16 protein-coding genes, 1 tRNA gene and 1 other RNA gene are annotated in these 20664 nt (G+C 58.5%); 14 read left to right on the forward strand and 4 right to left on the reverse strand.

Annotated features, from left to right (window positions below):
• Positions 1-95 precede the first annotated feature (95 nt).
• The 6 genes from EBQ26_RS02115 (at position 96) to EBQ26_RS02140 (ending at position 6629) form a co-directional block, all read left to right on the forward strand.
• A complete protein-coding gene (locus EBQ26_RS02115; protein ID WP_122237381.1) occupies positions 96-1208 on the forward strand; it encodes a high-affinity branched-chain amino acid ABC transporter substrate-binding protein in 1113 nt (370 codons plus the stop codon).
• A 173-nt stretch (positions 1209-1381) separates the two neighbouring features.
• Complete coding sequence (gene livH / locus EBQ26_RS02120) at positions 1382-2311, forward strand: high-affinity branched-chain amino acid ABC transporter permease LivH (protein WP_122237382.1); 930 nt, start codon at positions 1382-1384, stop codon at positions 2309-2311.
• On the forward strand, positions 2311-3567 hold the full coding sequence (locus EBQ26_RS02125) for a high-affinity branched-chain amino acid ABC transporter permease LivM (protein ID WP_122237383.1): 1257 nt from the start codon (positions 2311-2313) through the stop codon (positions 3565-3567). Before livH ends, EBQ26_RS02125 begins: the two co-directional genes overlap by 1 nt.
• A 26-nt stretch (positions 3568-3593) precedes the next feature.
• A complete protein-coding gene (livG, locus tag EBQ26_RS02130) occupies positions 3594-4388 on the forward strand; it encodes a high-affinity branched-chain amino acid ABC transporter ATP-binding protein LivG (protein WP_122237489.1) in 795 nt (264 codons plus the stop codon).
• Between the two features lie 80 nt (positions 4389-4468).
• Positions 4469-5170: an ABC transporter ATP-binding protein gene (locus tag EBQ26_RS02135; RefSeq protein WP_122237490.1), complete on the forward strand. Its 702-nt coding sequence runs from the start codon at positions 4469-4471 to the stop codon at positions 5168-5170.
• Between the two features lie 418 nt (positions 5171-5588).
• On the forward strand, positions 5589-6629 hold the full coding sequence (locus EBQ26_RS02140; protein WP_122237384.1) for a Fe(3+) ABC transporter substrate-binding protein: 1041 nt from the start codon (positions 5589-5591) through the stop codon (positions 6627-6629).
• A gap of 75 nt (positions 6630-6704) precedes the next feature.
• On the opposite strand, the gene EBQ26_RS02145 is transcribed toward EBQ26_RS02140, so the two are convergent.
• Positions 6705-7190: an HIT family protein gene (locus EBQ26_RS02145; protein ID WP_122237491.1), complete on the reverse strand. Its 486-nt coding sequence runs from the start codon at positions 7188-7190 to the stop codon at positions 6705-6707.
• Between the two features lie 104 nt (positions 7191-7294).
• Between EBQ26_RS02145 and EBQ26_RS02150 the strand changes: the two genes are divergently transcribed.
• From EBQ26_RS02150 to rnpB, 8 genes are all read left to right on the forward strand, one after another.
• Positions 7295-8209 (forward strand): LysR family transcriptional regulator, encoded by a 915-nt coding sequence (locus EBQ26_RS02150; RefSeq protein ID WP_122237492.1) that lies wholly within the window; start codon positions 7295-7297, stop codon positions 8207-8209.
• Between the two features lie 63 nt (positions 8210-8272).
• A tRNA-Met gene (locus EBQ26_RS02155) sits at positions 8273-8349 on the forward strand.
• A 113-nt stretch (positions 8350-8462) separates the two neighbouring features.
• Positions 8463-8852, forward strand: coding sequence for a Mic19 family protein (locus EBQ26_RS02160; protein ID WP_147473412.1), 390 nt, complete (start codon positions 8463-8465; stop codon positions 8850-8852).
• Between the two features lie 392 nt (positions 8853-9244).
• Complete coding sequence (gene aceE / locus EBQ26_RS02165) at positions 9245-11953, forward strand: pyruvate dehydrogenase (acetyl-transferring), homodimeric type (RefSeq protein WP_122237386.1); 2709 nt, start codon at positions 9245-9247, stop codon at positions 11951-11953.
• Between the two features lie 29 nt (positions 11954-11982).
• Positions 11983-13656: a dihydrolipoyllysine-residue acetyltransferase gene (aceF, locus tag EBQ26_RS02170; RefSeq protein ID WP_122237387.1), complete on the forward strand. Its 1674-nt coding sequence runs from the start codon at positions 11983-11985 to the stop codon at positions 13654-13656.
• Positions 13657-13903: 247 nt separating this feature from the next.
• The gene (gene lpdA, locus EBQ26_RS02175; RefSeq protein WP_122237388.1) at positions 13904-15715 is read left to right on the forward strand and encodes a dihydrolipoyl dehydrogenase; all 1812 of its coding nucleotides are present in this window, start codon (positions 13904-13906) and stop codon (positions 15713-15715) included.
• A 320-nt stretch (positions 15716-16035) separates the two neighbouring features.
• Entirely contained in the window at positions 16036-16869 is an 834-nt protein-coding gene (gene fdhD, locus EBQ26_RS02180) for a formate dehydrogenase accessory sulfurtransferase FdhD (protein ID WP_122237389.1), read from the forward strand.
• A 104-nt stretch (positions 16870-16973) separates the two neighbouring features.
• Positions 16974-17301, forward strand: an RNA gene (rnpB, locus tag EBQ26_RS02185) — RNase P RNA component class A.
• A 173-nt stretch (positions 17302-17474) separates the two neighbouring features.
• On the opposite strand, the gene leuA is transcribed toward rnpB, so the two are convergent.
• From leuA to EBQ26_RS02200, 3 genes are all read right to left on the reverse strand, one after another.
• Complete coding sequence (gene leuA, locus EBQ26_RS02190) at positions 17475-19157, reverse strand: 2-isopropylmalate synthase (protein ID WP_122237493.1); 1683 nt, start codon at positions 19155-19157, stop codon at positions 17475-17477.
• Positions 19158-19383: 226 nt separating this feature from the next.
• On the reverse strand, positions 19384-19626 hold the full coding sequence (gene infA / locus EBQ26_RS02195) for a translation initiation factor IF-1 (RefSeq protein WP_122237390.1): 243 nt from the start codon (positions 19624-19626) through the stop codon (positions 19384-19386).
• A gap of 186 nt (positions 19627-19812) precedes the next feature.
• Positions 19813-20379 (reverse strand): GspH/FimT family pseudopilin, encoded by a 567-nt coding sequence (locus tag EBQ26_RS02200; RefSeq protein ID WP_122237391.1) that lies wholly within the window; start codon positions 20377-20379, stop codon positions 19813-19815.
• Positions 20380-20664: the final 285 nt, after the last annotated feature.

Raw genomic sequence — 20664 nt, forward strand, 5'->3', positions numbered from 1 at the left:
TCCGCACAATACACCCCCTCTGCGCATGGGCGTCGAGTGCGGACGAAGTGCCGCGCTGAGCCTGAGCTTTTTCCAATTAAGAAAGAGGAGTCACCATGAAATTGAACCGGATTATTCCCGTTGTGGCCGCGGCAGCCGCGCTGTGCCTGAGCGGGGCCGCCCATTCTGCCGAGACGATCAAAATCGGTATCCCCATGCCCATGACGGGGCCGGTCAAGCAGTATGGTGACCAGATCCAGGCCGGTGCGCTCACCGCCATTGAAACCATCAATGCCGCAGGCGGCGTCAACGGTCGCAAGCTTGAGCCGGTGTTGATTGACGATGCCTGCGAGCCTAAGCAAGCCGTGCCAGCGGCCAACCAGGTGGTGCATTCGGGTGCCAAGTTTGCCGTGGCCCATGCCTGCTCGGGCGTGGCCACAGCGGCCGCGCCGGTGTATGACGAGGAGCAAATCGTTGCCATCACCCCCGGTGCCACCAGCCCCACGGTGACGGACACCACCAAGCCGCATTACTTCTTCCGCACCATCGGCCGCGATGATTTGCAAGGCCCTTACGCTGCAGAGTACATCGCCAAAACACTCAAGCCCAAGAGCGTAGCCATCTTGCACGACAAGCAGACGTACGGCGCCGGCATCGCCGCGCAAGTGCGCGATGCGCTCAAAGAGCGCAAGGTCAATATCACCATGTTCGAGAGCGTAAACGTGGGCGATAGCGATTACTCAGCCATCATCACCAAGCTCAAGACGATGGGGCCGGACTTGATTTACTTTGGTGGCTACCACCCTGAGCTGGGCCTGCTGCTGCGCCAGGCGCGCGAACAGGGTTTGAAAGTGCAATTCATGGCGCCCGAAGGCACGGCTAACCAGGATCTGGTAGCCATTGCCGGCCCCGCGCTGGAAGGTTTGCTGGTGACTTTGCCCGCCGATTTCACCAAGCGCCCCGAAAATGCCAAGATCGTCAAAGCCTTCCACGACGCCAAGCGCGACCCTGACGGGGCATTCCAGATGCCAGCGTATGCCGCAGTGGAAATCATGGCCGCCACCATCAAGGCCGTGGGCGAAGACCCTGAGAAAGCGGCCGACTACATGCACAAAAACAGCTTTGAAACTTCCATTGGCAAGGTGGAGTTCGATGCCAAAGGCGATTTGAAGAATTTCGAATTCGCGGTGTACCAATGGGACAAGGACGGTAACAAGAAACAGTTGTAATCCACCCATCCGTTGGATCATCAGTTGGATCGATAGCGCGCCACTGGCACACCCTTACACCACACTAGTGGCGCACAGAGCCTGTTCGCATCGAGATCCGAGATCGTGCGCAGGCTCTCAGGGGCGGCAGCGGGCCACACGCCTGCTGCCGCTTTTCCAAGGAGCTTTGTTTCATGTTCGCAATACCCAGTTTTCCTGAAATCCTCCAGCAGACCTTTAACGGGCTGTCTCTGGGGGCCATTTATGCGTTGATCGCCATCGGCTACACAATGGTCTACGGCATCATCGGCATGATCAATTTTGCCCACGGCGAGATCTACATGATTGGCGCCTATGTGGGCTTGGTGACTTTGACGGCCATCGGCGGGCAAAGCGGTTTGCCCGTAGCGTTGATCGTGGCCATCATGTTGATTGCGGCCATGGCCGTAACTGCGACATACGGCTTTGCCGTCGAGCGCATTGCTTATCGACCTGTGCGTGGCGGGCCGCGTTTGGTGGCGCTGATTTCGGCCATCGGGATGTCGATCTTTTTGCAGAACTGGGTCGCACTAGGGCAGGGCGCGCGCGACCAGGCCGTGCCCTCGCTGATTTCCGGCGCGGTTGTGTTCAATTTCGAAGGCTTTGACGTCATGCTGCCGTACTCGCGCATGCTGGTGATTGGCGTGACGGTAGTGCTGATGGTGGCCTTGACGCTTTTCATCAAAAACTCCCGCATGGGCCGCGCTTCGCGCGCCTGCTCGCAAGACATGAAGATGGCCAGTTTGCTGGGCATCGACACGAATAAAGTGATTTCTTTTACCTTCGTTTTGGGCGCCGTGCTGGCGGCCGTGGGCGGGGTGCTGATTGCGGTCACCATTGGCAAGCTCAACCCTTTTATCGGCTTTATCGCTGGCCTCAAAGCTTTTACGGCCGCTGTGTTGGGCGGTATCGGCTCGATCCCCGGCGCCATGCTCGGTGGCGTGATTCTGGGTGTGGTCGAAACCTACGCGGCCGCGTTCATTTCCTCACAGTACAAAGACATCGTGGCTTTTGGTTTGCTGGTATTCATTTTGCTGTTCCGCCCCACAGGGATTTTGGGCAAGCCTGAAGTGGAGAAGGTGTAATGCAAGAAAACACAATCAAAAATGCCTTCATTGCAGCGGCGATGACCGCTGTCATCATTACCCCCGTTTTTGGCTTGCAACTGGTACGCCAAGGCGCGCAAACTCACCTGGAGCCGCAATGGGGCTTGGTGGCGCTGGGTTGCGCCATCGTGTTCGTGCTGCAATTGATTAAGCCTTTTCTGGCCAAGGCTTTTAGTGGTGTGAAGCTGCCTTCGGCGCCTTCGGTTTCTTCGTCCAAGCAAAAAATCTTCGGTTGGTTGCTGATTGCCATGGCGATTTTTTGGCCTTTTCTAGGCCAAATCTTCCCCGGCCTGGGCATTGGCAACCGCAGCCAGGTGGACATCGCCACCCTGGTGCTGATTTACATCATGCTGGGCTTGGGGCTGAACATCGTGGTGGGCTTTGCAGGTCTGCTGGATTTGGGCTTTGTGGGCTTTTATGCCGTTGGGGCCTATACCTATGCACTGCTGTACCACTGGGCCGATTGGTCGTTCTGGATGGCGCTGCCGCTCTCTGGCGCCATGGCGGCTTTGTTTGGCTATTTGCTGGGCTTTCCCGTTTTGCGCCTGCGGGGCGATTACCTGGCGATTGTGACGCTGGGTTTTGGCGAAATCATCCGCCTGCTGCTGATTAACCTGACGGAGTACACCGGCGGGCCTGATGGCATATCCGGCATTCCCAAACCCACTGTGCTGGGTTACGAAATGGCCCGCCGCGCCAGCGAGGAGGGGGCGCAAACTTTCCACCAAATGATGGGCTGGAAATTCAGCAACCTGCACATGCCGATTTATCTGTATTTGATGGCTTTGGCGCTGGCGCTGGTAACGCTGTATATCTCCAACCGCTTGCTGCGCATGCCCATCGGCCGCGCTTGGGAGGCGCTGCGAGAAGACGAAATCGCTTGCCGTTCGCTGGGCCTGAACCCTACCAACATCAAGCTCTCGGCCTTTACCTTGGGGGCGATGTGCGCGGGTTTTGGCGGCGCTTTCTTTGCCGCGCGTCAAGGTTTGGTGAACCCCGAATCCTTTACCTTTATCGAGTCGGCCCTGATCCTCGCAGTCGTGGTGCTGGGCGGCATGGGTTCGCAGATTGGCGTCATTTTGGCGGCCATTGTGTTGACGGTATTGCCGGAGCTGGCGCGCCAGTTTGCCGAGTACCGCATGCTGCTGTTCGGTTTGGTCATGGTGTTGATGATGATGTGGCGCCCGCAAGGCTTGCTGCCCACTAAACGCCCGCACGTGGAGATCCCCCAATGAGCGCACAGACACCAACCATGCAAACCATGCCTGAGCACCTTCCTCCCCAAACCCCGCGTTCGCCCCTGTTGCAGGTGCGCGATTTGGTCATGCGTTTCGGCGGCCTGCTGGCGGTGGACAATGTTTCGTTCGATGTGGGCGAAAAGGAGATTTTCGCCATCATCGGCCCCAACGGCGCGGGCAAAACCACGGTCTTCAATTGCGTGGGCGGGTTTTATCGCCCCACTTCTGGGCATGTGCAAATGGGTGGGGAAAATATCGCCGGTCTGCCAAGCCATAAAGTGGCGCGCCACGGTTTGGTGCGCACTTTCCAGAACGTGCGTTTGTTCAAAGAGCTAACGGCTGTTGAAAACCTGCTGGTAGCCCAGCACACGCAGGTGGAAAGCGGTCTGCTCAAAGGCTTGCTGCGCCTGCCTTCCTATCGCAAAGCGGAGCGTGATGCGCTTGATCGCGCCGTGTGGTGGCTGGATTTCATGGGCATTCGCCCCTTTGCCAACCGCGAGGCAGGCAATTTGGCTTATGGCCACCAACGCCGCCTGGAAATTGCCCGTTGCATGATCACGCAGCCGCGCCTGCTGATGCTCGATGAGCCAGCGGCTGGCCTGAACCCTCAGGAAAAGGTCGAGCTGCAAATGCTGATCCGCAAATTGCGGGACGATTTTGGCGTAGCCGTCTTGCTGATTGAGCACGACATGGGCTTGGTGATGAACGTCTCCGAGCGGATCATGGTCATGGAGCATGGCAAGCCGGTCGTGACAGGCACGCCCGAAGTGGTGCGCAACGACCCGCGTGTCATCAAAGCCTACCTGGGAGAAGAATAATGAGCCAGGTTGCCACCGAAACCATTACTGTGCAGGAGCCGATCGTGACACAACCAACCGGGCAGGGCGCGAGCGCGCCCATGTTGCAGCTTGAGGACATTCACACCTATTACGGCGCCATTCAGGCGCTCGACGGCGTCAGTATCCACGTCAATCAAGGGGAAATCGTCACGCTGATTGGAAGCAACGGGGCGGGTAAAACCACCATGCTCATGACGATTTGCGGCACACCGCGCGCCAGCAGCGGTCGGGTGCTGTTCGAAGGCAAGGACATTACCCGCATGCAAACCCACCAGATCATGCAGGGCGGGATTGCCATTTCGCCCGAAGGGCGGCGCGTTTTCCCTGATTTGACGGTGGTGGAAAACCTCAAGATGGGGGGGTTTTTCCAGGACGCGCAGGCCATTGAAGAGGGCATGGAGCACGTTTTTGCGCTCTTTCCCCGTTTGAAAGAGCGCGCCCATCAGCGCGCGGGAACCATGTCCGGTGGCGAGCAGCAAATGCTCGCCATTGGCCGCGCCCTGATGAGCAAGCCGCGCTTGTTGCTGCTGGATGAGCCGACATTGGGCCTGGCGCCGCTCATCATCGCGCAAATCTTTGAAATCATCCAAACCATCCGCGCCGAAGGCGTGACGGTTTTCCTGGTTGAGCAAAATGCCAACAAGGCCCTGCAAATTGCCGATCGTGGCTATGTGCTCGAAACTGGCCGCGTGGTCTTGGAAGACACAGGCGCCAATTTGCTGGGCAATCCGGAAATTCGCAAAGCCTACCTTGGCGCGTAACTGGCAATCTGGTTGCTGGGGATGAGGCTAAAATTACATTTCAAAGGAAATAATATATCGATATTTTGGCATTTTTATAAAGGATGCTGTTTTCTTATGAAATGTAATTTGCGTTTTATCTGTGTGGGCAGGCAACCGACATTCTGAAGCGGCGAAAACTCGCCGCTTTTTTCATGCTGCCGGGCGATAGGGCCATCGGCAGCGAAGTGCGGGCCTCAGTTGAATTTTGCTCACGTCTATACCGCATCGCCAGTTGGGGAAGGGGGTGTAATCTGAAATGGAAATGCGATGAATTCTTGCTGGCTTTTTGAAGCTGGGATAATGCGCAGCCAACTGCAACGGAGCGAGCCTTGGTGCGCTCTGAGAGCCTGTTCGAGGTCTTGGCAGTTTTATCCATGTCACAACCAATGGAGCATCCATGAAATTCACTTCTTTTCGTCGCAAGGCTTTGTTCGGCGCCGCATTGGCCGTCGCCGCAGGCGCTTTCCAATCGCAAGCCTTGGCTTCTGGGGAGATCAATCTCTACACCACACGCGAGCCTGGTCTGATTGAGCCGCTGATCAAGGCTTTTGAAAAGGATAGCAACATCAAGGTCAACACCGTTTTCGTCAAGGACGGCTTGCTGGAGCGCGCCAAGGCAGAAGGCGATAAGTCCCCCGCCGACGTGTTCATGGTGGTGGACATTGGCAATTTGCTGGATTTGGTGGATGCGGGCGTAACGCAGCCCGTCCAATCGGCGACGCTGAACAGCGTGCTGCCCGCCCACTTGCGTGGGGCCAATGGTGAATGGTTTACGCTGTCGCTGCGCGATCGGGTGCTGTATGCCGCGAAAGATTTGCCTCTGTCCAGCTTCCATTACGAAGACTTGGCCGATCCCAAGTGGAAAGGCAAAGTCTGCATTCGCGCAGGCCAGCACCCTTACAACACCGCCTTGATCGCGGCCATGATCGCCCATAACGGCGCGCAAGCCACCGAGCAGTGGCTCAAGGGCGTTAAAGCCAATTTGGCGCGCAAAGCCACCGGCGGTGACCGCAACGTAGCGCGCGATATCCTGGGCGGAATCTGTGAAATCGGCATTGCCAATAACTACTATGTGGGCAAGATGCGTAACGCCAAGCCAGACTCGGACGATCGCAAGTGGGGCGAGGCCATCAAAGTGGTGCGCCCAAGCTTCGCCAAGGGTGCAGGTACGCACGTCAACATCTCTGGTGCAGCGGTAGCGAAAAACGCGCCCAACAAGGACAACGCTGTGAAGTTGCTGGAGTATTTGGTTTCTGTGCCTGCGCAACAGCTTTATGCCAACGCCAACTATGAATACCCCATTCGGGAAGGCGTCAAGCTCGATCCTGTGACGGAGTCGTTCGGTCCGCTCAAAGCCGATACCCTGTCCTTGACCGAAATCGCCAAATACCGCAAACAAGCCAGCGAATTGGTCGATAAAGTTGGCTTTGACAACTAAAACAGCAGCAAGTTAAAGCGATCAATTTGAACGCGCAAAAGCGGCTCAGTGATGCATTGAGCCGCTTTTTTGCATTTAATCGGTTGGAGACGCTGTTTGGTGAGAAGCGTCTGCCTCAAGGGATAGCATGGCCGCACGCAGTTGAACGGCATAGCGCTCCAACACAGGGGCGCCAGGCTCTTTGCGCGGCCAAATCAGACCTACGCCATCGTTGGCATGGCGCGGAACAACGTGCATGTGAAAGTGCATCACGGTTTGCCCGCCATCTCGGCCATTGGCCTGTAGCAGCGTCATGCCTGTTGGGCTAAAAGCTTGCTTGGCTGCACGCGCCACTTTCTGGCTGGTCTGCATGACGGCTGCGCACTCTTGTGCTGTGAGATCAAACAAATCCGTTGTGTGACGTTTGGTGGCCACCAACACATGGCCGGGCGTGACTTGCCCTAAATCCATGAAGGCGATGGTCAACGCATCTTCATACACCTTGGATGAGGGGATCTCCCCTGCAACCAGCTTACAAAAAATGCACACCCCTGGCGGGGAGGTATCGACAAACTCAGGCATGAGGCAACCTTTCTTGCCCATTGGGGCATTTCAAAAACGGGCGATATGATGCCCGGCTCTACGTGTGGAGGTTTCGTTCTCGCAAGCTGCGGACGATAAATAACATGGATTGGGACAACCTCAGGTATTTTTTAGCGCTAGCACGCACGGGAACGCTGGTGAATGCCGCTCGCATGTTGGGGGTCGATCACACAACGGTGAGCCGACGTATTCAGGCGTTGGAAAAGCAAGTGGGCGTGCCCCTTTTTGCAAGGGAGTCTTTCGGGCATCGCCTCACCGAATCGGGCCGCCAGTTGCTGCCCCACGCTGAGGCGATGGAGGCGGCTTTCCTCTCGATAGAAAACACGGCACTTTTTGCTCGGGAAGGGCTTTCTGGCTTGGTGCGGGTTGGGGCGCCGGAAGGGCTGGGCACCTGCGTGTTGGCCGCACCTTTGGCCGGATTGGCGCAACAGCACCCCGCGCTAGTGGTGGATTTGCTGGCTTTACCGCGCCAAGTGCAGCTTTCACGACGAGAGGCGGACATCGTGATTTCGCTGGAGCGCCCCACACGCGACTCCGTCGTGGTCACCAAACTCAGCGACTATGTCTTGCGCCTCTACGGAGCGCAGAGCTATTTGGCTCGTCATAAGCCGATCCAGACCGTGCAGGACTTGGTCGGGCACACGTTCATTTCCTACGTGGATGACTTGCTGTTTTCCAGGCAACTGCAATTTTTAGACAACTTTTTCCAGCCTCGGCAATTTGGCTTGCGCAGCACCAGCATCATTGCCCAATACGAAGCCGTACGCGCTGGAGGGGGCCTGGCTATCTTGCCTGTGTTTTTGGGTGGGCGCGATGCCAGTTTGCAGTGCTTATTGCCGCAGGAGGCCCATTTCCAGCGGACTTTTTGGATGTCCATGCCTTCGGAAATTCGCCATTTAGCTAGAGTGCAAGCGGTCTGGCAATTTTTGTGTGACGTAGTGCGCGACCCCGCCCGAGGCCTGCTGCCGATCCCGCAAGGAGAGAGAAGAGCGCAGTGATTGCGAAAAAAATAGCAATTTTTACGCGCGACGCAATTTTTTTCGGCTAGAATGCTGGGCTTCGGCGCATTAGCTCAGTTGGTTAGAGCGACGGAATCATAATCCGCAGGTCCGGGGTTCGAGTCCCTGATGCGCCACCAAGTTTTACCAATTCAAATCAAACACTTAAGCCGCTTGCCTCAAGCGGCTTTTTTGTTGCCTGCTGAAAAGCTCTTTTATGCTTGACTCCTCTGAATTGAATCGGGAGAGAGCTATGAGCACTTTGATGAATTGGTCGCGTCCCGCTATGGGTTACTGGCTGGTGATTCTGGGCGGCTTTTTAGTAGGGTCTACACAGGCAGCGGATTTATACAAATGTACGCAGGCCGGACGTGTGTCCTACCAAGAGACGGCTTGCCCCGCCTCTGGGGAGCTTTGGATTGACGATCTGGGGCGTCAACGGAAAATTTTGCGCCAGCAGCGTTTGGATGATTTAGCTCAAGAACGGATCGATCAGCGCCAAATGCAGCTTTTTGAGGCAGAGCAAGCGCGAGATGCCATACGCAAAGCCAATGCCGAGCTTGCTACGGCATCAATGGATGGTGCGCAGCAAAACAATGCCCCCAGCCGCAAAGGTTCGGGGGAGAAGCGCTCGCAGAATTGAGGACTCTGTGTGCAGTTTATGGGCTTTGAATGAGACAAGCAGCAGCCCTCCTTTTGAGCGCGCGAGGCAAGGTTGATGCTCTGCTTGCAATTTTTCTCATCTTTATCGCCGTTTTGATTGGGGTAGGGCACGTTCCAGAGGCTCAATATTTCGCCATAAGAAATATTGAGCCTCAATTTGAAAAATAGCCTACCTCTTATGCGACACTGGCTAGTGCGCAAAACGCGTCTGATTGCATCGAGCAAAACCCACAAATGGCGGGTAAACCCTTGAAGAATCAGGGCCGCGGCTGACCAGCAGCGGCTGTTTGGCGGTGTAGATTTGCGCATGGCAGCGCCTTGCGATAAGTGCGTACAGGTGCGCAGCATTGGATATATCCCTTGGAGACTTGTATGAGTGATAACACAAACGCTCAATCTGCCCAGACGGCAGCCGATATCGACGCCCAGGAAACCCGTGAGTGGCTGGATGCGCTTTCTGCCGTCATCGACCGTGAGGGCGCCGAGCGTGCGCACTTTCTGATTGAGGAGATGCTGGAGCACGCGCGCCAGCACAGCATCGACTTGCCGTTTTCCGCCACTACCGGCTACGTCAACACCATCGAGCCGGAGCAAGAGGCGCGCTGCCCCGGCAACATCGTGTTTGAAAAGCGCCTGCGCGCGTATATGCGCTGGAACGCCATGGCGATGGTGGTGCGCGCCAACCGCCTCAACCCCGAAGATGGCGGTGATCTGGGCGGGCACATTGGTTCGTTTGCTTCGCTGGCCTCCATGCTGGGTGCGGGCTTCAACCATTTCTGGCACGCCGAAAGCGAAGACCACGGTGGTGACTGCCTCTACATCCAAGGCCATAGCGCGCCAGGCGTTTATGCCCGCGCTTTTTTGGAAGGGCGTATTACCGAGGAGCAATTGGATAACTTCCGCCAGGAAGTGGGCGGCAAGGGCTTGTCCAGCTATCCCCACCCCAAGCTGATGCCTGAGTTCTGGCAGTTCCCCACTGTCAGCATGGGCTTGGGGCCGCTGATGGCGATTTACCAGGCACGCTTTTTGAAATACCTGCACGCGCGCGGCATCGCCAATACGGAAAACCGCAAGGTCTGGGCCTTCATGGGCGACGGCGAGATGGACGAGCCGGAAAGCCTGGGCGCCATCGGCCTGGCCGCGCGCGAGGGGTTGGACAACCTGATTTTCGTCATCAACTGCAACCTGCAACGCCTGGACGGCCCGGTGCGCGGCAACGGCAAGATCATCCAGGAGCTGGAAGGCGAGTTCCGCGGCAGCGGCTGGAACGTCATCAAGCTGATCTGGGGCAAGGGTTGGGACGAGCTGCTGGCGCGCGACAAGAGCGGCAAGCTCAAGCAACTGATGATGGAAACGCTCGATGGCGACTACCAGGTGCTCAAGGCCAACGATGGCGCGTATGTGCGTGAGCATTTCTTCGGCAAATACCCCGAGACGGCCAAGCTCGTCGAGCACATGAGCGATGAGGAAATCTTCGAGCTGCGCCGCGGTGGCCACGATCCGGAGAAGGTGTATGCCGCATTCCACGCCGCTTACCACCACAAGGGCCAGCCCACGGTGCTGCTGGTCAAAACGGTGAAGGGCTACGGTATGGGCAAATATGGCGAGGCCAAGAACACCATCCACCAAACCAAGAAGCTCGACGACGAAGGCGTGCGCTACATCCGCGACCGCTTCGGCATCCCCATTCCCGACAGCGAATTGGACAAGCTGCCTTACTACAAACCGGCCGACGACACGCCGGAGATGAAATACCTGCACGAGCGCCGCAAGGCCCTGGGCGGCTATTTGCCCCAGCGGCGAACCGAGTCCACCGAGCGTTTTACCGTGCCCTCGCTAGAGACATTCAAGGCCATCCTCGAGCCCACCGCCGAGGGCCGCGAAATCTCAACCACCCAGGCTTATGTGCGCTTCTTGAACCAGCTGCTGCGGGACCAGGCTCTTGGCCCGCGCGTGGTGCCCATCGTGGTCGATGAATCGCGCACCTTCGGCATGGAAGGCATGTTCCGCCAAATCGGCATTTACAACCCCAAGGGCCAGCTCTACACCCCGGTTGATAAAGACCAGGTGATGTACTACCGCGAGGACAAGGCCGGCCAGATTTTGCAAGAGGGCATCAACGAAGCGGGCGGCATGGCCTCCTGGATTGCAGCGGCCACCAGCTACAGCACCTCCAACCGCATCATGGTGCCGTTCTACGTGTTCTATTCCATGTTCGGTTTCCAACGCGTGGGCGATCTGGCCTGGGCGGCGGGCGATATGCAGGCGCGCGGCTTCTTGCTCGGCGGCACCAGCGGGCGCACCACGCTCAATGGCGAAGGCTTGCAGCACGAAGATGGCCACAGCCACATCCTGGCGGGCACCATCCCCAATTGCGTGGCTTACGACCCCAGCTTCGCGCACGAAGTGGCTGTCATCATGCAAGATGGCCTCAAGCGCATGGTGGAAAAGCAGGAAAACGTCTTTTACTACATCACCTTGCTCAACGAGAACTACCCCATGCCTGGCCTGACGGCGGGCACGGAGGCGCAAATTCTCAAGGGCATGTACTTGCTACAACCGGCCGCCGCAGGTGCACAGCTGCGCGTGAACCTGCTGGGCAGCGGCTCCATCCTGCGCGAATCCATGGCTGCCAAGGAGTTGCTGGAGCGCGATTGGGGCGTGGCCGCCGATGTGTGGAGTTGCCCCAGCTTCACCGAGCTGGGGCGCGACGGTCAGGACTGCGAGCGCTGGAACCTGCTGCACCCCACTGAGCCGCGCAAGGTCAGCTTTGTTGAACAGCAATTGAGCCAGACCAGCGGCCCCGTCATCGCCTCGACCGACTACATGCGCAGCTTTGCCGAGCAAATCCGCCCCTTCATCCCGCAAGGGCGCAGCTACACCGTGCTGGGCACGGACGGCTTTGGCCGCAGCGATTTCCGCTCCCGCCTGCGCAAGCATTTCGAGATCAACCGCCATTACATCGTGGTTGCCGCCCTCAAGGCTCTGGCCGACGAAGGCAAGCTGCCGCGTGAAAAGGTTGCCCAAGCCATCGCGCAATACGGCATCGAAGCCGACAAGATCAACCCGCTGTACGCCTGACGAGCGCCGGAGAAACAAGGAGAACACACATGGCTCTGATAGACGTGAAAGTGCCCGACATTGGCGATTTCGACAACGTCGCGGTGATCGAAGTGCTGGTGAAAGAAGGCGATACGGTCAAGGCCGAGCAATCGCTTATCACCGTGGAAAGCGACAAGGCATCGATGGAAATCCCCTCCAGCCATGCCGGAGTGGTGAAAGCGGTGCTGGTCAAGCTGGGCGACAAGGTCAGCGAAGGCTCCGTCGTTTTGCAACTTGAAGCCGAAGGCGCGGTTGAAGCCGCTGCATCGCCCGCGCCCGCACAGGTGGAGGCCACAGCGCCTGCACAGGCTGCTGCCCAAGCGGCACCCGCCAGCGCCCCGGCTGCGGCGGCTGGCCCGGTGGAAGTGCGCGTCCCCGATATTGGCGATTTCAAGGATGTGGCGGTCATCGAAGTCTTCATCAAGCCCGGCGATGCAGTCAAAGCCGAGCAGTCGCTCATTACCGTTGAGAGCGACAAAGCGTCGATGGAAATCCCCTCCAGCGCCTCAGGCACAGTCAAGGAGGTCAAAGTCAAGCTGGGCGACAAGGTCAACATTGGCGACCTCATCGCCGTGCTCGAAGGTGCGGGCGGCGCGGCAGGCGCTGCCGCTGCTGCGCCTGCCGCATCGGTTGCTGCCCCTGCCGCAGCGCCTGCGGGGGCCGTTGCTGCTCCCGCGCCAGTCCAGGCCCCGGCCACCACCGCCCCCGCTCACGACCCCACCCAACCCCCACTGGGCCTGCCCCATGCCAGCCCCAGCGTGCGCAAATTCGCGCGCGAGCTGGGCGTGCCGCTGGCCGAAGTCAAAGGCAGCGGCCGCAAAGGCCGCATCACGCAAGAGGACGTGCAGAAATTCACCCAGGCCGTCATGTCCGGCCATCTGCAAACCCAGGCCCAGGCGGCTCGCGCGCCTGCGGGTGGCGGGGCAGGAGGCTCGGGCGTGGGGCTGGATCTGCTGCCCTGGCCCAAGGTGGACTTCGCCAAGTTCGGCCCTGTCGAGGCCAAGCCGCTCTCGCGCATCAAGAAAATCAGCGGCGCCAACCTGGCGCGCAATTGGGTGATGATTCCCCATGTCACCAACAACGAAGATGCCGACATCACCGAGCTGGAAGCCCTGCGCGTGCAGCTCAACGCCGAGGCCGCCAAGGCCAAGAGCGAGGTGAAATACACCATGCTGGCCTTCCTCATCAAAGCCTGCGTGGCGGCGTTGAAGAAATTCCCCGAGTTCAACGCCAGCCTGGACGGTGACAACCTCGTCTACAAAAAGTACTACCACATCGGCTTTGCCGCCGATACGCCTAACGGCCTGGTGGTCCCCGTGCTCAAGAATGCCGACCAGAAAGGCGTGGCCGAGATCGCGCTAGAAATGGGCGAACTCTCCGCCAAGGCCCGTGCGGGCAAGCTCGGCCCCGCCGAGATGACTGGTGGCTGCTTCACCATCAGCAGCCTGGGCGGCATTGGCGGCACCTACTTCACGCCCATCATCAATGCGCCCGAAGTGGCCATTTTGGGCGTGTGCCGCTCAAGCATGCGCCCGGTGTGGGACGGCAAGCAATTCGTGCCGCGCCTGATCCTGCCGCTGTCGCTGAGCTACGACCACCGCGTTATTGACGGCGCGGCCGCCGCGCGCTTTAACGCCTATCTGGCGCAGGTGCTGGCGGATTTCCGCCGGGTGATGCTGTAAGCCTCCAAGGCGCCTGCCCGCTGCCTGGCCTTACGGTTTGCAGCGGGCTGGTCTTTTGCATTTTCAAATCAAAAGGAAATTAAATTTCCTATATATGGCTTTATTTTGTTGAGTATGGATTTCCTTTGATTTGGAAATTATTGCTGTTTGACAGGCGCGTGCAATGGCATGCATGCAAGGGACGGTTTTTTTGAATTTTCTTGAATGACGCGATTTTTTTGCCGTTGCAGGCAAAAGGAGGCAAACCATGAGTGCAATCGACATCAAAGTCCCCGACATCGGCGACTTCAAAGACGTGGCGGTGATTGAAGTGCTGGTCAAGCCCGGCGATACCGTGGCTGCCGAGCAAAGCCTTATCACTGTGGAAAGCGACAAGGCCAGTATGGAGATTCCCTCCAGCCATGCGGGCGTGGTCAAAGAGCTGAAAGTCCAGCTGGGCGACAAGGTCAGCGAAGGCACGGTCATCCTGACGCTGGAGGCGGCCGAAGCCGGGGCCAGCGCAGGTGCGCCAGCGCCTTCCCCCGCTGCCGCCCCTGCCAGTGCGGCAGCCACACCGGCCGCTCCCGCTGCCAGCGCCCCCCAGGCCGCCAGCTACCAAGGCAGCGCCGATGTGCAATGCGACGTGCTCGTGCTCGGCGGCGGCCCCGGCGGCTACAGCGCGGCCTTCCGCGCTGCCGATCTGGGCCTGAACGTGGTGCTGGTCGAGCGCTACGCCACGCTGGGCGGCGTGTGCCTGAACGTGGGCTGCATCCCCTCCAAGGCGCTGCTGCACGTGGCCGCCGTGATGGACGAAGTGGGCCACCTGGCCGCGCTGGGCGTGGACTACGGCGCGCCCAAACTCGACATCGACAAACTGCGCGCCCACAAGGAAAAAGTCATCGCCAAGCTCACCGGCGGCCTGGGGGCCATGGCCAAGATGCGCAAGGTGAAAGTGCTGCGCGGCTACGGCAGCTTCGTCGGCACCAACCATGTGCAGGTGGAAGAAACCAGCGGCAGCGGCCAGGAGAAAACCGGCGGCAAGCAAGTGGTGCAGTTCCAGCGCGCCATCATCGCCGCAGGCAGCCAGGCCGTGCGCCTGCCCTTCATGCCCGAAGACCCGCGCGTGGTCGATTCCACCGGCGCGCTGGCCCTCAAGGGCGTGCCCAAACGCATGCTGGTGCTGGGCGGCGGCATCATCGGGCTGGAGATGGGCACCGTCTACAGCACGCTGGGCGCACGGCTTGACGTGGTGGAAATGATGGACGGCCTGATGCAAGGCGCCGACCGCGACCTGGTCAAGGTCTGGCAGAAGATGAACGCCCCGCGCTTTGACCACATCATGCTGGGCACAAAAACTGTGGCCGCCCGCGCCACCGATGCGGGCATCGAAGTCACGTTTGAGGGCGAAGGCGCGCCGCCCCCGCAAACCTACGATTTGGTGCTGCAAGCCGTGGGCCGCAGCCCCAACGGCAAGAAAATCAGCGCCGAAAACGCCGGCGTGGCCGTCACCGAGCGCGGTTTCATCCCTGTGGACGTGCAAATGCGCACCAACGCGCCGCACATCTTCGCCATTGGCGACATCGTCGGCCAGCCCATGCTGGCGCACAAGGCCGTGCACGAGGCGCACGTGGCCGCCGAAGTCATCGCCGGTGAACTCAAGGGCGACGAAAAGCTGGCCCGCGCCGCCTTTAACGCCCGAGTCATCCCCAGCGTGGCCTACACCGACCCCGAAGTCGCCTGGGTCGGCCTGACCGAAGACCAGGCCAAGGCCCAGGGCGTGAAGGTGAAAAAAGGCCTGTTCCCCTGGAGCGCCTCCGGCCGCGCCATTGCCAACGGTCGCGACGAAGGCTTTACCAAGCTGCTGTTTGACGAAGCCACCCACCAGATCGTGGGCGGCGGCATCGTCGGCACGCACGCGGGCGACATGATCGGCGAAATCGCCCTGGCCATCGAAATGGGCGCCGACGCCATCGACATCGGCAAAACCATCCACCCCCACCCCACGCTGGGCGAAAGCATCGGCATGGCTGCTGAAGTGGCCCACGGCAGTTGTACCGACCTGCCGCCGCAGAAGCGCTAAATGCCTTGGCTGCTGAGGCCAGTCCCCAGGACGTGTGTCGCATGAGGCGCACGTCCGGGGTTTTCATGGCAAAAGATGCCCCGTTTTTGCCATTCGTGCCATTTGTCGCAAATTGCCAATCAAAAGAAAAATTACTTACACAATAACAAGCCGTAAAAGGTTTATTTATTTTCCTATTGGTTTGTAAAATTGCTGTTCTAATGCCTGTTTTTGCCATCTGGCAACCCCGCCGCATCACCCCATCATCCGGGCCGGCATTGCAGGCATGAGTCGCTCGCCCCTCATTTCCGCCACCTTTCGCACCACACTTCGCACCGCACATGGCTGATGCAAACGATCGCCAGACGCCCCCGCGCAGCCAGCCCCGCACGGTGGTGCGCGTGGCCGCTGGACAGGATGGGCGCTTGCATGAACGCGATATCCAGGCCAGCGAAGTGCCTGTGGCGCTGGAATACAACGGCATCAGCCACGCCACCATGCTGGCAACGCCTGCGGATCTGGAGGATTTCGCCTACGGCTTTTCTTTCACCGAAGGCATCATCGCCAGCGCGCAAGATGTGCGCGGTGTGGAAGTGCAACCCGTGCCGGAGCATGGCGGGATTGTGGTGGCCATCGAAATCTCCAGCGCATGCGAATACCGCCTCAAGCAGCGCCGTCGTGCGTTGACCGGGCGTACTGGCTGCGGCCTGTGCGGGGTCGATTCACTGCCCGAAGTCGTGCGCGACATCGCCCCTGTGGCAGCGGGCGCGCCTGTGAAGGTGCCTGCGCTTTTTCAAGCCCAGCAGGCCATGCGGGCGCAGCAGTGGCTGTTTGAGGAAACGGGCGCCACCCACGCCGCAGGCTGGGCCACGCGCGATGGGCGGCTCCATTTGGTGCGTGAAGATGTGGGACGACACAACGCGCTGGATAAGCTCATTGGCGCGCTCATCCGGCGCGAGGATTTGCCCGTGCGCGAAGGCATGGCCTTGGTCTCCAGCCGCGCCAGTTTTGAGATGGTGCAGAAATCGGCCGCAGCAGGCATTGATGTGCTCGTGGCCTTGTCCGCGCCCACTGCGTTGGCGATCGATCTGGCGGTGCGATTGAATGTGGGCCTGGCGGGCTTCATGCGAGAGCAACGTTGCACGCTATACGCCCACGCCAACCGCTTTGCGTGAACGGCTGCTGCTGTATGGTGGAGGAAAAAACGGCAGCAGCAAAGCCTTTTTTCGCCCAATTGCCGCCCAATGGGGGCCGTGCCAGCGGCGATAATGCGCGCCGTGAAGCAGGCCAGGCCGCCGCTGGTGCAAGCGTGGAAACACCGCACTGGAGGAACGTCCGGACTGCACAGGGCAGCGTAGCAGGTAACACCTGCCCACCGCGAGGTGAGGATTAGAGCAACAGAGACGAGTCGCAGCGCCTTCGGGCACTGCGGGTGAAACGGGCAATCTCTACGCGCAGCAATACCAAATAGGCATGCAATGAACTGGCTCCGGCGAGCATGCGGGTAGGTAGCACCGAGCCGGTTGGGCGACCACCGGCCCAGATTGATGGCGGTCACATGGCAGTTTTGCCATGCACAGAATCCGGCGTATCGGCCTGCTTCACACTTTCTGATTCAAAATTACAAATCAAAGACAATAAAAAATGCCTGTTTCGGCATAGTGTGTCTAGTTTGGAAAATATTTTGATTTGTAATTCAAGGATTGTCGATGTGCCGCCCAAAAAAATGCGCCCGGCCTGCAGGCCGGGCGCATTGTCATTGGCGCTAATGCCTTAACGCTTAGGCGGCCACCGCTTCAGCAGCGCGCAATTGCGTCAAATCCACGCCCGCGCGCTCCATGCCCGAGAGGATGGCTGCAATCGAGGCCGAAACGATATTCGGGTTTTGCGCCGCGCCCCAGCAGCGCTGCTCGCCCACTTCCACCTCCACATAGGCCATCGCCTGCGCATCCGCCCCTGCGCCAATGGCGTGTTCGGCGTAATCGAGCACGCGCACATCGCAGCCCGTGGCCTGCCGCATGGCTTGGATAAAGGCGTCCACCGGCCCGGAGCCTTGTCCGTGAATCTGCGTGGCAACACCATTTTTCCGGATGCTGGCTGTAATGGAAGTCGCTGCACCGTCCCCGCCGAGCTGATAACTGGGGGCCGATTCATCCAGGCGGTATTCGCTTTTGAAAATGGCCCAAATATCGGCAGCCGTCATTTCCGTGCCCTCGGCATCCATGGCCTTTTGCACCACTTGGCTGAACTCGATTTGCAATTTGCGGGGCAGGGCGACTTTGTATTCATTTTCGAGCAGGTAGGAAATGCCGCCTTTGCCCGATTGGCTATTCACACGAATCACCGCCTCATAACTGCGCCCCACATCTTTTGGGTCAATGGGCAAATAGGGCATATCCCAAATCTCATCCTCCTGGCGCATATTGAATGCCTTTTTAATGGCATCCTGGTGCGAGCCGGAAAACGACGTGAAGACCAATTCACCCACATAAGGATGGCGAGGATGCACGGGCAATTGGTTGCAGTATTCCACTGTGCGCCGAATATCATCGATATCCGAAAAATCCAGCCCAGGATGCACACCCTGGGTATACATATTGAGCGCGACATTGACGATATCGAGATTGCCCGTGCGTTCGCCATTGCCAAAAAGGCAGCCTTCCAGACGGTCAGCCCCCGCCATCAAAGCCAGTTCCGCGCTGGCCGTGCCGGTGCCACGGTCGTTGTGCGGGTGAACGCTCAGCACAATGGAGTCGCGCCGTTTCAGATGGCGGTGCGACCATTCAATCATGTCGGCGAAAATATTGGGCGTGCTGTGCTCCACCGTGGTGGGCAAATTGATAATGCATTTGTTGTCAGGCGTGGGCTGCCACACATCGGTCACGGCATCGACCACGCGCTTGCTGAATTCCAACTCGGTATCGGAATACATTTCGGGCGAATATTGGAACGTCCATTTCGTATCAGGTTGCTGCGCAGCCAACTCGGCAAACAAGCGGGCATTGGATGCGGCCAATTCCACAATTTCGTCCTCACTCATGCCCAGAACCACTTTGCGCATTACTGGCGCCGTGGCGTTATAAAGATGCACGATGGCGCGCGGCACGCCTTGCAGCGCTTCAAATGTGCGGCGAATCAAATGCTCGCGCGCTTGCGTCAGTACTTGGACGGTGACATCTTCGGGAATCAGTTTGTCGTCAATCAGTTTCCGGACAAAATCAAATTCCACTTGCGAGGCGGAAGGGAAGCCAATTTCAATTTCCTTGAAGCCAATGGCTACCAAAGTTTTGAACATGCGCAATTTGCGCTCCAGATCCATCGGCTCAATCAGTGATTGGTTGCCATCGCGCAAATCCACGCTGCACCATACAGGCGGTTTGGTAATCACGGCATCGGGCCAGGTGCGGTCTTTCAAGTGAATAGGCTTGAAAGCTTGGTATTTGCTGGCGGGGTTCTTCAACATCATGGTGGCTCCTGTCAAGTCAAAGGAAGGCTGGTGGCAATGGATGGAAGACAAAACAAAACGGCCCGTTGCTACACCAGCAAAACGGGCCGTAAGGTATGAGTGTGTGCAAAAAAACGCGCGCAACCTATCCCGCCCGTTGGACGAAAACTAGTAGCGCTAGGGAGATTTTTTGCATGCGGCGCACTGTAGCACAGATTGATACAAGGGCGATTGTGGATACGGCTTAAGAGGCAGGGCCGCCGCGGCCTGGCAAATGGCGGAAGATGATGCGACCCTTGCTCAAATCGTAGGGAGACATCTCCAGCGTGACTTTATCGCCTGCGAGGATGCGAATGTGGTGCTTGCGCATTTTTCCGCCGGTGTAGGCTACGAGTTCATGCCCGTTGTCCAGCGTGACGCGAAAGCGCGAATCGGGCAGCACTTCCGTAACTGAACCCTGCATTTCAATCAATTCTTCTTTAGCCATAGGTAATCGTTGGTGAGTGTGCGGAAGGCAAAATCCCGCACGCACCACGCCTGCCTGAGCAAGGTGGCGCATGAGAAAGGGCGCGATTGTAGCAAGCCCTCTTTATGCGCCGGGAGGTTCAATGGGGCCTGCTGCCCATTTGCTTGCCATGGCTGAAGCCTTGCGCGCCTTGTGAATAGGTTGGCTTTAGCAAACTTCCCCATCCACGATTCTGATGCGACCGCCAGAGCTGATGCACAAGGCTTTGGTTGCGGGTGAGGAGGCGCCTGCTGGCTCTGGCGAAATAACGATGCGCCCAGCGCTCAACCCGTTGATTTGCCCCCAGCGGTCGAACGTGAGTTGTCCCCCGCGATTGCCAGGCAACATGACGTTGGTTGCGTTTTGCGGGGCGATTGTTTGCAGCAGCAAATCGCTTGTATCTCGCCTGTTGTTGCGATTGCTATCCACAAACACTTCCCAGCCGCATCCCCACTCTTGATTGGTGCTTGCCAACGTGCATTGGCGATTTTTGGGCAGTTTGCGCATCACCACGGAGCCGCCGCGTTTAATGGCTTCGGAGCGGGCCAGGTAGATGGAGGATTCAAATGCACTGACGCTGCCAAGCACCCGCCAGCGCTCTATGAGTGGGTTGAAACTGGGGACTGCAAGGCCAGCCAGGATGGCCACGATGGCGATGACCACCAAAAGCTCTATCAACGTAAAGCCGGATGATTGCGGGCGAGGGTGGTTGTGAGCTTGCGTGAGTATTGGCATAACACGCTCCAAACTGAGTAAGCATCGACAGACATGCAAAGCATGGAGACGCTATAGCCAAGCGTGAAATACGGAAACAGGATTAATACTTACAGGCGCCAGGCGCTCAACCAAATTTCCAATTCATAGGAAATAAAATTTGCTTGTTTTGGCGATATAAATATCGATACGGTTTTACTTTGATTGGTAGATTTCGCGGCCCATTTGTATGCCCCCTTGCACGTCGCAACGGGGCAGATCAGCCGCAAGACGGCTTGCTGCAAGTGGTTTGGGCGAGCATGCCCA

Source organism: Allofranklinella schreckenbergeri (assembly GCF_003703475.1).
GTDB lineage: Bacteria > Pseudomonadota > Gammaproteobacteria > Burkholderiales > Burkholderiaceae_C > Lampropedia > Lampropedia schreckenbergeri.